The 12671-nt window shown below is 71.5% G+C and carries 13 protein-coding genes; 1 reads left to right on the plus strand and 12 read right to left on the minus strand.

The window, feature by feature from the left end; all coding sequences use genetic code 11:
* Window positions 1–298 precede the first annotated feature (298 nt).
* From G3N18_RS09755 to tilS, 11 genes are all read right to left on the minus strand, one after another.
* Window positions 299–1000 (minus strand): Rossmann-like and DUF2520 domain-containing protein, encoded by a 702-nt coding sequence (locus tag G3N18_RS09755; protein ID WP_196384095.1) that lies wholly within the window; start codon window positions 998–1000, stop codon window positions 299–301.
* Complete coding sequence (locus G3N18_RS09760) at window positions 997–3117, minus strand: PH domain-containing protein (protein ID WP_338038460.1); 2121 nt, start codon at window positions 3115–3117, stop codon at window positions 997–999. Before G3N18_RS09760 ends, G3N18_RS09755 begins: the two co-directional genes overlap by 4 nt.
* A complete protein-coding gene (locus G3N18_RS09765) occupies window positions 3114–3710 on the minus strand; it encodes a PH domain-containing protein (protein WP_196384096.1) in 597 nt (198 codons plus the stop codon). Before G3N18_RS09765 ends, G3N18_RS09760 begins: the two co-directional genes overlap by 4 nt.
* Complete coding sequence (locus G3N18_RS09770; protein WP_196384097.1) at window positions 3655–4146, minus strand: DUF3180 domain-containing protein; 492 nt, start codon at window positions 4144–4146, stop codon at window positions 3655–3657. Before G3N18_RS09770 ends, G3N18_RS09765 begins: the two co-directional genes overlap by 56 nt.
* Window positions 4143–4739, minus strand: coding sequence for a 2-amino-4-hydroxy-6-hydroxymethyldihydropteridine diphosphokinase (gene folK / locus G3N18_RS09775; RefSeq protein WP_196384098.1), 597 nt, complete (start codon window positions 4737–4739; stop codon window positions 4143–4145). Before folK ends, G3N18_RS09770 begins: the two co-directional genes overlap by 4 nt.
* Complete coding sequence (gene folB / locus G3N18_RS09780; RefSeq protein WP_338038461.1) at window positions 4736–5134, minus strand: dihydroneopterin aldolase; 399 nt, start codon at window positions 5132–5134, stop codon at window positions 4736–4738. Before folB ends, folK begins: the two co-directional genes overlap by 4 nt.
* 32 nt (window positions 5135–5166) lie before the next feature.
* Window positions 5167–6015, minus strand: coding sequence for a dihydropteroate synthase (gene folP / locus G3N18_RS09785; protein WP_196384099.1), 849 nt, complete (start codon window positions 6013–6015; stop codon window positions 5167–5169).
* A gap of 1 nt (window position 6016) precedes the next feature.
* On the minus strand, window positions 6017–6616 hold the full coding sequence (gene folE, locus G3N18_RS09790; RefSeq protein WP_196384100.1) for a GTP cyclohydrolase I FolE: 600 nt from the start codon (window positions 6614–6616) through the stop codon (window positions 6017–6019).
* A gap of 8 nt (window positions 6617–6624) precedes the next feature.
* Window positions 6625–8634 carry an ATP-dependent zinc metalloprotease FtsH gene (gene ftsH, locus G3N18_RS09795; protein WP_196384101.1) on the minus strand — a complete coding sequence of 670 codons (2010 nt, stop codon included), beginning with the start codon at window positions 8632–8634 and terminating at the stop codon, window positions 6625–6627.
* Between the two features lie 84 nt (window positions 8635–8718).
* Complete coding sequence (gene hpt, locus G3N18_RS09800) at window positions 8719–9270, minus strand: hypoxanthine phosphoribosyltransferase (RefSeq protein ID WP_196384102.1); 552 nt, start codon at window positions 9268–9270, stop codon at window positions 8719–8721.
* A 44-nt stretch (window positions 9271–9314) separates the two neighbouring features.
* On the minus strand, window positions 9315–10328 hold the full coding sequence (gene tilS / locus G3N18_RS09805; protein WP_338038462.1) for a tRNA lysidine(34) synthetase TilS: 1014 nt from the start codon (window positions 10326–10328) through the stop codon (window positions 9315–9317).
* Between the two features lie 106 nt (window positions 10329–10434).
* Between tilS and G3N18_RS09810 the strand changes: the two genes are divergently transcribed.
* A complete protein-coding gene (locus G3N18_RS09810) occupies window positions 10435–10968 on the plus strand; it encodes an inorganic diphosphatase (RefSeq protein ID WP_196384104.1) in 534 nt (177 codons plus the stop codon).
* Between the two features lie 96 nt (window positions 10969–11064).
* On the opposite strand, the gene G3N18_RS09815 is transcribed toward G3N18_RS09810, so the two are convergent.
* Window positions 11065–12486 (minus strand): peptidoglycan DD-metalloendopeptidase family protein, encoded by a 1422-nt coding sequence (locus G3N18_RS09815; protein ID WP_338038463.1) that lies wholly within the window; start codon window positions 12484–12486, stop codon window positions 11065–11067.
* Window positions 12487–12671 lie beyond the last annotated feature (185 nt).

Consider the following 12671-nt stretch of genomic DNA (forward strand, 5'->3'; position numbering starts at 1 on the left):
CGAACGGAAAGGAAGCTTGGTCGCTACCGATCCTCGGGGCCTCGACCCGCCCCACCCCGTCACCACGCGGCCCCGCACATCACCCACCCCCACCTAAAGTCCGAAGAGCCGGATACGCGCGACTGCGGACGACGGGGCCGCCCTGTGGGTTGTGGCGACCGAGCACGGCGCGCTGCGCTGCGAGGTGCGCCTCATGGGCCTTGCCAGCCCGGTGGTGCAGTCGTTCTCGATCACCGACGACGCAGAGGCCTGACCTCGTCAGTCCCGCTTCCTCGGGCCTCTTCGTGCGACGAGACGCTCACCCCAGCTCGTCGGCGACGGGTCCCGCACCCGACTCGGTGAGCGCGCGGTCGATGGTCGAATGCACGAGGGTGCCGAGGTAGCGACCGGGCGCATCGATGCCGATGCCGCGCAGCAACTGCGCGGACTGGCGCACGAGCGCCGACGAAAACTCAGTGGCCGTGGCGATCGCCTCGCCATACGCGGCGCGGTCCTGTTCGGATACGACGACCGGCTCGCAGCCGAGCTCGACGGCCAGGGCCTGGGCGATCGGCAGCACGGCCGCCGGCGCCGTCACAGCGGCGAAGGCGCCCTGCAACTGTCGCAGATCGATCGAGGTGCCCGTGAACGTGATCGCGGGGTGCACCGCGAGCGGAATGGCACCGCGGGATGCCGCCGCCTCGAGCACCCCCGCCCCGTGCGCAGGATCGGTATGCAGCACCAGTTGGCCCGGCTGCCACGCCCCGATCTCGGCGAGCCCCGTCACGAGGCCCGAAAGCTCCGCGCGAGGGACGGCGAGGATCACGAGCTCACTCCGGCGCGCGATCTCATCGGCGGCGAGCACCGGAACGCCCGGCAGGATCGCTTCGACCCGGTCGGGGTCGCTGCCCGCGGTGACGCCCGTGAGTGCGTGCCCCGCGCCCGCCAGCGCCGCGCCGAGCACGGGGCCGACCCGGCCTGCACCGATGACGCCCACACCGAGCCTGCTCGCCTGGTTCATGAGGCATCCTCCGCTCGTTCGCGCGTCGGCGTGGCCGCTCCTGGGTGCGAGGCATCCGGCGCGCGGCCCGGCTCGGGCTGGTGCGCCGGGTCGGGGCCGACGCCGACGCCCCCGCCCAGTTCGGGGTCACGGATGGTCGCCATTTCATCACCGAAGCGACCATCTGCGACCCCGAACCCAGTCGGCTGCGGCAGGGTGGCGCCCGGGTGCGTGGCATCCATCACGGCGCCCGGCTCGGAGCCGGGCTCGGAGCCGGGCTCGGCGCCCAGCCCGGCGGCGGGGCCCAGTCCGGCGCCCACGCCCAGTTCGGGGTCGCGGATGGTCGCCATCCCGTCGCCGAAACGACCATCTACGACCCCGAACCCGGCGGAGGGCCCCGCACCCGAACCCGCCTGCACCTGGTCACCCTGGATCACGCGGTCGGTCAGGGCGTCGCCCAGGGCCGCGGTCTCGTCCCAGCGGTGCGAGCGGTCGGTGGATGCCTCGGCGAGTGCTGCGCTCTCGATCTGCTGCCACGCAGCGAGCGCTTGATCACGGTCGATCGTGCCCACGGCGCCCGACACCTGACCGAGCACCGTGTGGCCGGTGAGGTTCGCGACGCGCCGCGACCGGGCGAGCGGGCCCTGCGCGATGCGCACCGACTGCAGCCGCGCGAGCGGCAGGATCACGAGCACCCGGCGCAGCGCGCCGCGGCGCAGCAGCAGGGCGCCGCGCGCGAGCAGCAGCCCGTTGCGGCGCCACGACAGCGGTTGCAGCCACCACGCGCGGCGCGGCGTGGTCGTGTATCCGTCGCCGGGCACCGGCCCGAGCATGCCCTCGTCGATCAGCGACGTGGCCTCGTCGTGCGTGAGGTCGGGCAGGAACAGCCGCAGCACCCGCTCGACGTCGGCCTGCTTTCCCACCGGCAGCACGTCGGCGAACTGCTGCGACTGGGTGTCGCTCGCCGACCGCCCCGACAGCCGGTTCACCCGGATCGACCACCATCCGAACGGCCGCCACAGGAGCGGCTGGTGCACCTCGAACGCGTGCACCCGGCCCGGCGGCAGCGTCTCGGTGATGGTCGTGAACAGCCCGAACGTGATGCGCACACCGGCCACGGTGGGCGCGATCGAGTAGCGCAGCGACCGCGTGATCGAGCGGAACCAGTACGCACCGAACGCGATCATGGTCGGCACGAGCGAGAACAGCACCCACGGCGTGCCCACGATCGATCCGACGACAACCGCGATGACGAGCGCGAGCAGCCAGAGCGTGGCGCTCGACAGCAGGTGCGAGGCGATCAGGCGCCCGGTGGGGATGTGCACGACGGATGCCGGTTCGGCGGCATCCGTGTCGACACCGTCGATCAGTCCCGTGATCCCCGCGCTCACGGCGCCCGCCGCGGCGCGCGTGAGCGGCACGCCGCGCCGCTCGGCCGACTGTACGGCGGCGAGGCGCCGGCCCGAGGCGAGACGCAGGATGTCGGCGCGCACGGCTTCGGCGTTGGCGGTGGAGAGGTACTCGAGCTTCACATTGGCATCCATGCCCGCCCCGACGACCTCGAGCTTCGCCGCTCCCAGCAGGCGCGCGACCATGGGCCGGGTGAGGTTGACGCCCTGCACGCGGTCGAGCGGGGCGCGCCGCTGAGTGCGGAAGAGCACGCCGCTTCTCACCTCGACGTCGTCACCGGTGATGCGGAAGGTGTGGAAGCGCCACGACAGCCAGAAGATGCCGAGGAGCACCAGCAGCACACCCAGCACGACGAGTCCCGCCACGAGCCACAGGTTGTTCTGCCACACGTAGTCGACGGGGTCGCGGCCTTCGTACTGCTCCCACTCGGCGAGGCCGGGGAAGAACCACGTGATGAGCCGATCGCGCAGGTTCGTGATGACGATGCCCATCACGACGATGAGGAACAGCCCGCCGCGCAGCACGGGGGTCAGCGGATGCAGCCGGTGCCATTCGCCGTCGCTCAGCGGCGAGCGCACCTCGGCGACGGCCGACGGCGCCAGGTGCCCGTCGGGTGTGCGGTCGGGGTCGCCGGCGGCGCCGGGCAGATCGAGTGCGCCGGGCAGATCGGGCCCGTTGGGTGCACCGGGCGTGTCTGGCATGCCCGGCAGATCGGGTGCGTCGGTCACAGGCCGGTCCGGCGGGTCTCGGCGACGGCGATGAGGGTGTCGCGCAGCTGCTCGGCGCCCTGCTGGCTGAGGCCCGGAATCGTCACGCCGGTGGCGGCGGCGGCCGTCACGAGCTTCAGCTGCGCAATCCCGAAGCCGCGATCGAGCGGCCCGTGGGTGATGTCGACGAGCTGCATGCGGCCGTAGGGCACCGCGACCATGCGCTGCCACAGGATGCCGCGGCGGAAGACCAGATCGTCGGCGCGCAGCTGATAGCCGTACGCCCGCGCCTGGCGGGGCAGGATCGCGAGGGTCCACAGGGTGACGACGACCACGAGACCGGCAGGGATCAGAATCCACATCTGCCCGGCCACGAGCCACACGACGAGCGCCACCGCGATGACGAGCGCCAGAAAGGCGCCCGTCGAGATGAGCTGCACCGTCACGTATCGCCGCGAGATCTGGTGCCACACGCCGTCGCCGAGCGGCAGGCGGTTCTCGCTGCGCGGCTCGAGAATCCGGTCGTACGTGCCGGCGTCGAGCGCCGCGGCGGCGGGCTCAGTCGTTGTGCGAGAGTCCGAAGCGGGGCTCGTCTGGTCCGGGGTGTTCGTCATCGTCGTCCTTCCGGATGGTGCAGAGGTGCTCGGCCACGAGCGCCGCCACGAGCAGCACGAGGCTGCCCGCGAGGGTCGCGACGACCGCCACCGTCGAGCCTACGGGGGCGACCGGCCGGGTGAGCAGGAACACGAGAAGTCCCGTCGCGATCCCCGCCAGCACGGCGCCGACGACGCTGGATGCCTTGGCCAGCATCGCCACGCGAACGGCGCGGAACGGGTCGATCGGCTCGGAGCTGCGGCCCGTGATCGCCCGCCGGATCGGCAGTGCGAACGCGACGGTCGCCGCACCCAGCAGCACGAGCAGCACCGGGAGCAGGAGCGACGGGGTGAACGTCGCACGGCCCGCGCCGGTGAGCAGTTGGTCGATGCCGAACCCCACGACCCCGCCGATCAGGAACGCGACGATCAGCACGCCCGCGCTCGTGCGTTTCATGAGCCGTCCGCCGAATCGCGGGCCGCGCCGGGAGCCTCGGCGCCGCCGCCGTCCCCGGCGCGCAAGCGCGCGAGCAGTTCGTCGACGCGGCCGGCGCCGGGCAGCACGGCATCGCGGTCGACCGCGAGCCAGGGCTCCAGCACGAAGTCGCGCTCGGCGGCGCGCGGGTGCGGCACGAGCAGCGCCGGGTCGGTGCTCTGCACGTCGCCGTAGGCGATGAGGTCGAGGTCGAGGGTGCGGTCCTGCCAGCGCGGCTGGTCGGCCGTGCGCGCCGGGCGGCCGTGGCGGGCCTCGATCGCGTGCAGGTAGCCGAGCAGCACGCTCGGCGCGAGGCGCGTCGTGAGCAGGGCCACCGTGTTGAGGTAGGCGGGGGCCGAGGCATCCGGACCCTCGGGCGTCAGCGCGACCGATTCGATCGGCTCCGCCGCGCGCACCTCGGTCGTGAGCGGCAGCCGGGCGAGGTCGCGCAGCGCCTCGGAGATCGTGGCGGCGCGATCGCCGAGGTTCGCGCCGAGCGCGACGACGGCGACGGTCTCTGCGGACTCATTCTGCGGCGCGTCACCCTGGTACCCCTGCGCGAGTCGGCGGTTCATCGCCGGACCCCCGACTCGGCGGCGCCGCTCGGGCGGGATCGGCGCACCGTGACCGAGACGTCGGCGAAAGGCACCGGAATGGGCGCCTGCGGCTTGTGCACCGTGACGGCCACGCGTTCGACGGCGCCGCGCCCGAGCAGGTCGTGCGCGATGCGCTCGGCGAGGGTCTCGAGCAGGTTCACGGGCTCGCCCGCGACGATCTCGGCGATGCGCTCGGCCGCCTCGCCGTAGTGGATCGTGTCGGCGACATCGTCGGATGCCGCGGCGCGCGCCGTCTGCAGGAACAGCGTCGCATCGACCACGAAGTCCTGCCCGCGCTCGCGTTCTTCGGCATACACACCGTGCCTGCCGAACGCGCGCACCCCGGTCAGGGTGATCTCGTCGATGTCGTCCACGTCTGCTCCTCCTGCCTTCGGCCGCTCGCCCATCATCCCGCGCCGCCGCTCCACGCCCGCGCCACGGCGAGCGCGTCGCGCGTCGCGCCGACGTCGTGCACACGCACCGCCCAGACGCCGGCCTGCGCGGCGAGCACACTCGTCACCGCCGTCGCGAGGTCGAGCCGGGCGGTGTCGACCGGGGCGGCAGCGGAGGCATCCGCCGCCCCCGAGCCGGCCGCAGCCGAGGCATCCGTCAGCAGCTCGGCGAGGAAACGCTTGCGGCTCGTGCCGACGAGCACCCGCGGGCCCAGCGCGACGACGCGTTCGAGCGCGCGGAGGGCCTGCCAGTTCTGCGCGCCGCGCTTGCCGAACCCGATGCCCGGATCGAGGATCACGCGATCGGGCGAGATCCCCGCGGCAGCAGCAGCGCGCACGCGACCTTCGAGCTCGCCGGTCACCTCGGCGGCGAGGTCGGCGTAGTCCGCGCGGGCGTACATCTCGGTCGACGGGCCGCGCCAGTGCTGCAGCACGACCTCGGCCCCCGAGGCGGATACGGCGGGCAGCATCTCGGGGTCGGCGAGACCGCCCGACACGTCGTTCACGATGCGCGCGCCCGCGGCGACGGCGGCGACGGCGGTCGCGGCGTGCATCGTGTCGATGCTGACGACCGCCCCGGCCGCGGCGAGAGCAGTGACGACCGGCAGCACCCGCTGCTGCTCGACGGCGGGGTCGACGGGCGGCGCGCCGGGCCGTGTCGACTCGCCGCCGACGTCAAGCACCGCGGCGCCCGCCGCGTGCAGGGCCAGGCCGTGCGCGATCGCCGCGTCGGCGTCGAGGTAGCGGCCGCCATCACTGAACGAGTCAGGCGTGACGTTGACGATGCCCATGATGAGGGTCATCTCAGCCGCCGCTTTCGGCGCTCGCGGTGAGCAGCATGATGATCTCGGCGCGGGCGGCCGGTTCGGCGAGCTCGCCGCGGGCCGCGATCGTGACGGTCGCCGCGTCGGGCTGGCGGCCCCCGCGCATCGTGACGCACTCGTGGTGCGCCGACAGCACGACGAGCACGCCGCGCGCATCGAGCGACGCCGCGATCGTGTCGGCGATCTGCTCGCCGAGGCGCTCCTGCACCTGCGGGCGCGCGGCGAGCACGTCGACCACCTTCGGCAGTGCGCCGAGCCCCACGACCTGTTCGCCGGGCAGATACGCGATGTGCGCGCGCCCCGCGAACGGCAGCAGGTGGTGCTCGCACACCGAACGGAACCGGATGTCACGCAGCAGCACCGCCCCCGAGGGCAGCGTGTCGGGCGCCGGGCCCCGAGAGACCGAGATCGTGTGGGCGAGGGGCGCCGAGGCATCCTCGCCGACCCCCGCGAAGAACTCGGCGTACGCGTCGGCGACGCGCTGCGGCGTCGCTTTCAACCCCGGGCGGTCGGGGTCTTCCCCGACCGCCGCGAGGATCTCGCGCACGGCGGCGGCGACGCGGTTACGATCGACGGCCACGTCGAGGCCTACGCGGTCGCGGGTCGTGCCTGCCCGGCCTGGTGGCGCGCGGGGGCCGTCTCGGCGACCTGGTCGGGGGTGGCGGCGGTGGATGCCGCGAGCCCGGCCTCGTTCTGACGGCGCGGCACCTCGACGGGAGGCAGCGTCGACACGGGGCGGTCGCTGCTCGACAGCCACTGCGGGCGCGGCGGCAGCTTCTTGACGTCCTTGAAGATCTCGGCGAGCTCGAGGTGGTCGAGCGTCTCTTTCTCGAGCAGGGCGAGGGCGAGGCGGTCGAGCACGTCGCGGTTGTCGTTGATCACCTGATAAGCCTCGTTGTGGGCCTGCTCGATGAGGTGGCGCACCTCGGCGTCGACGCGCTCGGCGATGCGCTCCGAGAAGTCGCGGCCGTGACCCATGTCGCGACCCATGAACACCTCGCCCGACGACGAGCCGAGCTTCACGGGGCCGACCTCGGTGGTCATGCCGTACTCGGTGACCATCTTGCGGGCGATGCCCGTGGCCTTCTCGATGTCGTTGGATGCCCCGGTCGTCGGATCGTGGAACACGATCTCTTCTGCGACGCGGCCGCCCATCGCGTAGGCGAGCTGGTCTTGCAGCTCGTTGCGGGTCACCGAGTACTTGTCTTCGAGCGGCAGCACCATCGTGTAACCGAGGGCCTTGCCTCGCGGAAGGATCGTGACCTTCGTCACCGGGTCGGTGTTGTTCATCGCCGCCGCCGCGAGCGCGTGGCCGCCCTCGTGGTAGGCGGTGATGAGCTTCTCGCGGTCCTTCATGACGCGGGTGCGGCGCTGCGGGCCGGCGATGACGCGGTCGATCGCCTCGTCGAGAGCGCGCATGTCGATGAGCTGCGCGTTCGAGCGGGCCGTGAGCAGGGCCGCCTCGTTGAGCACGTTCGCGAGATCGGCGCCGGTGAACCCGGGGGTCTTCCGGGCGATGACCGAGAGGTCGACCGAGGGCGACAGCGGCTTGCCGCGGCCGTGCACCTCGAGGATCTTCTGACGGCCCTTCAGGTCCGGGGCATCCACACCGATCTGACGGTCGAAGCGTCCGGGGCGCAGCAGGGCCGGGTCGAGGATGTCGGGGCGGTTGGTGGCCGCGATGACGATCACGTTGACCTTCGGGTCGAAGCCGTCCATCTCGACGAGCATCTGGTTGAGGGTCTGCTCGCGCTCGTCGTGACCGCCGCCCATGCCGGCGCCGCGGTGACGACCGACGGCGTCGATCTCGTCGATGAAGATGATGGCGGGCGAGTTCTCTTTCGCCTGGTTGAACAGGTCGCGCACGCGGCTCGCGCCGACACCCACGAACATCTCGACGAAGTCAGAGCCCGAGATCGAGTAGAACGGCACGCCCGCCTCGCCGGCGACGGCGCGCGCGAGCAGGGTCTTGCCCGTTCCGGGAGGGCCGTACAGCAGCACGCCCTTCGGAATGCGCGCCCCGACCGCCTGGAACTTGGTCGGGTCTTTCAGGAAGTCCTTGATCTCCTGCATCTCTTCGATGGCCTCGTCGGCACCGGCGACGTCGGCGAAGGTGACCGTCGGGGTCTCTTTGGTCACGAGTTTGGCCTTCGACTTGCCGAACTGCATGACCTTGCTGTTGCCGCCTTGGGCGGCCGAGAAGAAGAACCAGAAGAGCAGGCCCAGCAGCAGCAGCGGGAGCAGCAGTGAGATCATGCTCTCGAAGAAGGTGGTGCGCGGCACGACGTCGTTGAAGCCGTCGGACGGGTTCGCGGCGTCGATCGCCGTCACGACCTCGTCGGAGCGCGCACCGACGTAGTAGAACTGCACCTGCGTCGCGCCTTGGTACTCGCTCGAGAGGGTCATGTCGACGCGCTGGTCACCGTCGGTGTTGGTCACCTCGGTGACGGTGCCGCCCTTCAACAGCGTCAGACCCTCTTGGGTCGTGATCTGCTTCGCACCCGTGAGCGACGAGATGAGCGTCATACCGGCGAGCAGCAGCGCGCCGATCAGCAACACGTAGACGAACGGGTTGCGCGTGAGCTTCTTGAAATCCATGGTCCGATCAGGCTACCCCGGCGGGACTATGGCCCGTCTGTGCATTCGCCACCGGCGAACCGAACCGCGCTAGCTGTTCACGCCTCAGCTGTACACGTGCGGCGCGAGCACGGCGACGTCGCGCAGGTTGCGGTAGCGCTCGTCGAAGTCGAGGCCGTAGCCCACGACGAAGTCGGTCGGAATGTCGAAGCCGACGTAGCGGCTGTCGATCTCGACCTTGGCCGCCTCGGGCTTGCGCAGAAGCGCCAGGATCTCGATCGATGCGGCACCGCGCGAGGCGAAGTTTTCGAGCAGCCAGCTGAGGGTGAGCCCCGAGTCGATGATGTCTTCGACGATCAGCACGTGCTTGCCGGTGAGGTCGGTGTCGAGGTCTTTGCGGATCTGCACGACGCCGCTCGACTTCGTTCCCGCCCCGTACGACGACACGGCCATCCAGTCCATCGTCACCGGGCGCGTGAGGCGGCGCGAGAAATCGCTCATCACCATGACGGCACCCTTGAGCACGCCGACCAGCAGCAGGTCGCGGCCCTCGTAGTCGGCTTCGACCCGGCGCGCGAGCTCTTCGAGCTTGGCGTGGATCTCCTCCTCGGTCACGAGGACGGTCGTGAGCTGGTCAGCGATGTCGGCTGCGCGCATATCTCGATGCTAGGCGACGGATGCCCGGCCTCACGCCGCGGCTGTCACTCAGGCATCCGGCCGGCGAACACCAGCCGCGCGCCTTCGCGCTGGGCGCGGCACGCGGGAAGGTCGATCGGTCCCTGTCCCCGCCAGTCGGTGACGAGGCGTGCGACTTCGAGGGTCTGGGCACGGGTGAGGCTCACGCCGAACTCGCTCGCGACTACGTGGCGGATGATGCGGTGGCGGAGCGCCGGCGGGTTGGCGGCGAGTGCGGCGACCGACACCGCGATGCCCGCCTCGGCATGCTCGACGATGTCTTCGATCGTCTCGTCGATCATCTCGGCGAAGGCGGCCGCATCTTCGCGCAGCTGGTCGCTCGTGCGGGCGAGGGCCTCGGCGACGCCGGGGCCGAGCTCGGCCTCGAGCACCGGCATGACGTCTTGGCGCACGCGTACCCGCAGAAAGCGGCGATCGAGGTTGTGCGGGTCTTCCCACACCGGCAGCCCCTGTGCGGCACAGGCGGCACGGGTCTGCGTGCGGCGCACCTCGAGGAGCGGACGGATGATCCGGATGCCCTCTTCGACCCGGTCGGGGGACATCGCGCCGAGGCTCGCCGCGCCCGATCCGCGGGCGAGGCCGATGAGTACGGTCTCGGCCTGGTCGTCGAGGGTGTGGGCGAGCAGTACGGCTTCGGCCCCGGCGTCACGGGCGGCGGCGAGGAGCGCGCTTCGGCGGGCGTCGCGCGCGGATGCCTCGGGGCCCCCGTTCCCTGTGGGCGGGGCGACCTCGACGCGCACGGCGCGGGCCTCGAGTCCCAGCTGCTGCGCCGTCGCCACGGCCCGGGCCGCCACCTGGTCGGAACCCTCCTGCAGGCCGTGGTCGATCACGACCGCGCGCGCCGCGACGCCCGCCTTCGGCGCCTCGAACGCGACGGCGGCGGCGAGAGCTAGCGAGTCAGCACCGCCCGAGAGCCCCACGAGCACGGTTCCGTCGACGGTGGCGAGCGCCGCGCGCACAGCGCGGCGGATCTCGGCGGTCGCGGGGTCGAGGCTCGCGCGCGGGTCGGTGGCATCCACGGCTCCACGGTAGTCGGCCGGGCGCCGGGGACCCCGGCTCCCGAGCGGCGAAACCCGGCCGCTAGGCTGTTGTCGGCATCCACCAGCTATTCGAAGGAGCACCAGCATGGGCGCATACGACGCCGTCATCGAGATCCCGCGCGGCAGCCGCGTCAAGTACGAGGTCGACCACGGCACGGGCCGCGTGTTCCTCGACCGCGTGCTGTTCACGCCGATGGGTTACCCCGCCAACTACGGCTTCTTCGAAGACACCCTCGGCGAAGACGGCGACCCGCTCGACGTGCTGCTGCTGCTCGACCGCGATCTCTACCCCGGCATCATGGCGAAAGTGCGCCCCGTCGGCGTGCTGAAGATGCTCGACGAGGCCGGCGGCGACGACAAGGTCGTCGCGGTGCTCGCGAAGGACCCGCGCTGGGAGCACATCCAGGACGTGGGCGATCTCGACGAGTGGACTAAGGGCGAGATCGGCCACTTCTTCGAGCACTACAAGGACCTCGAGCCCAACAAGTGGGTCAAGGTCGACCAGTGGGGCGACGCGGCCGAGGCCGAGCGCCTGGTCGGCGAGGCGTTCGAGCGCTTCCAGGCCGAGGGCGCGCAGACCGCGACGCAGGGCGAGGGCCACGCCCCGAAGACCATCTGAGCGACCTGTTCAGAGCCGAAGAGCGGATGCCCAGGCATCCGCTCTTCGTTGTTTTCGCCGTATGGCCTTCGGCCGCGGTTTGCCGCCGCGGGGCCGTCAGTAGACGTTGATGCCGTGGTCGTAGAGCACGGGCGCCGGGTCGATGCGGACGCCCTGCCAGTAGACCTCGAAGTGCAGGTGGCAGCCATCGGCGAGGCCGGTCCTTCCCACGTAGGCGATGACGTCGCCGGCGTTGACCCATTGTCCGTAGCCGACGTTGAAGCCGCCGGTCACGATGTGTGCGTAGCCCGTGACGATGCCGCCGCCGTTGTCGATCTTGATGTAGTTGCCCCAGTCGGGGGTGTACGAGGCGAAGATGACGGTGCCCGACGCGGCGGCGTAGATCGGCGACCAGCATCCGGTCGCGAAGTCGATGCCGCGGTGGCCGCTCGAGGTGCAGCCGTTGGCGCCGCAGATGCTGCCACGGTTGCCGAACCACGAGCTGATGTAGCCCGACGCGGGGCGCACCCATCCGCCCGAACCCGTCTGACCACCCGATCCGGAGCTGCTACCGCCTCCGCCTCCGCCGCCACCACCGCCACCGCCGTTGTTGGCGTTGTTGGCGGCTTCCTCGGCGGCGCGGCGCGCCTCTTCGGCGCGCGCGGCGGCCTCGGCGGCCAGGCGCGCCTCTTCGGCCTTGCGGCGCTCTTCGACGCCGATCTGATACTGGGCGACCGTGGTCGCGGTCGTGTCTTTCAGCGCGGCGAGCTGGGCCTGCAGGGTGTCGAGGTTGGCGTTCTGGGTGTCGAGCGCCGCCTGCGCCGCGATCGCGGCATCCTGAGCGGCGGTGGCCTTCTCCTCGGCGATCTTCTGCAGCCGATCGCGCTCGTCGCGGGCGATCTGGGCCTGGTTGCTGAGGTTCACCGCGTTGTCGCGAGCACCGACGGCGTCTGCGTACACGCCCTGGTTGGCGGCGACCAGACGGTCCATCGTGCCGAGCTTGGCCAGCAGGTCGTCGGCCGAGGCGGCCGAGCCCGAGAAGAAGAGGTCGAGGGCGGCGTCGTCGCCGCCGTTTCGGTACTGCTGGGCGGCGAGGCGTCCGAGCCTCTGCGCAGTCTGGGTGGCACGCGCAGACTCCGCGTCGGCCTGCGCCTGCAGCGAGTCGGCCTTGTCGACCGCGGTCTCGTAATCGATCTGGGCCTGGATGTACTCGTTCGCGAGACGCTCGGCTTCGGCCTGCTTCGCGGCCACGTCGGCCTGCAGAGAAGCGATCAGGCCCTCGATGCGGGTGACCTCAGAGGCCTTGGCGGCCTCGTTGTCTTTGGCGCGCTGCACGTCGTCCCACGAGGGGTAGTCGGCGGCGAAGGCCGCAGATCCGCCGAAGCCGACGCCGAGACCCAGTGCGCCGAGGGCGCCCAGGCCGAGTGCTCCGAGCCCGATGGCTCCGCGACGAGACATCGGGCCGCGGAGCGCATTCAGCTCACGCGCGGTCGGCGCGCAGCCGCAGTCTTCTGCAGATTCGGCTTCGTTCACCACCACGTCCCGCCTTTCGTCGTGCCCGGAGTGCTGCATCGGGCGCGCTGAGGTCACTCTGACACCACTGATCACACTAACAACATTCGCACCGCGCGCACAGGTCTCTTGCGGCCGGCGCACGGGCCCGCGCCCCTGGCATCCTGCCCCACCGACACCCCGCCGACGGGAGCCCACGCCCTCGATTTCCG

It is taken from the genome of Microbacterium paulum, from assembly GCF_015707995.1.
In the GTDB taxonomy this organism is placed as follows: Bacteria; Actinomycetota; Actinomycetes; order Actinomycetales; family Microbacteriaceae; genus Microbacterium; species Microbacterium paulum.

Coding starts and splice junctions, on each gene's coding strand:
- G3N18_RS09755 (WP_196384095.1), bottom strand. CDS start 1,000: ATGAACCAGGCGAGCAGGCTCGGTGTGGGCGTCATCGGTGCAGGCCGG.
- G3N18_RS09765 (WP_196384096.1), bottom strand. CDS start 3,710: ATGACGAACACCCCGGACCAGACGAGCCCCGCTTCGGACTCTCGCACA.
- G3N18_RS09770 (WP_196384097.1), bottom strand. CDS start 4,146: ATGAAACGCACGAGCGCGGGCGTGCTGATCGTCGCGTTCCTGATCGGC.
- folK (WP_196384098.1), bottom strand. CDS start 4,739: ATGAACCGCCGACTCGCGCAGGGGTACCAGGGTGACGCGCCGCAGAAT.
- folP (WP_196384099.1), bottom strand. CDS start 6,015: ATGACCCTCATCATGGGCATCGTCAACGTCACGCCTGACTCGTTCAGT.
- ftsH (WP_196384101.1), bottom strand. CDS start 8,634: ATGGATTTCAAGAAGCTCACGCGCAACCCGTTCGTCTACGTGTTGCTG.
- hpt (WP_196384102.1), bottom strand. CDS start 9,270: ATGCGCGCAGCCGACATCGCTGACCAGCTCACGACCGTCCTCGTGACC.
- G3N18_RS09810 (WP_196384104.1), top strand. CDS start 10,435: ATGGGCGCATACGACGCCGTCATCGAGATCCCGCGCGGCAGCCGCGTC.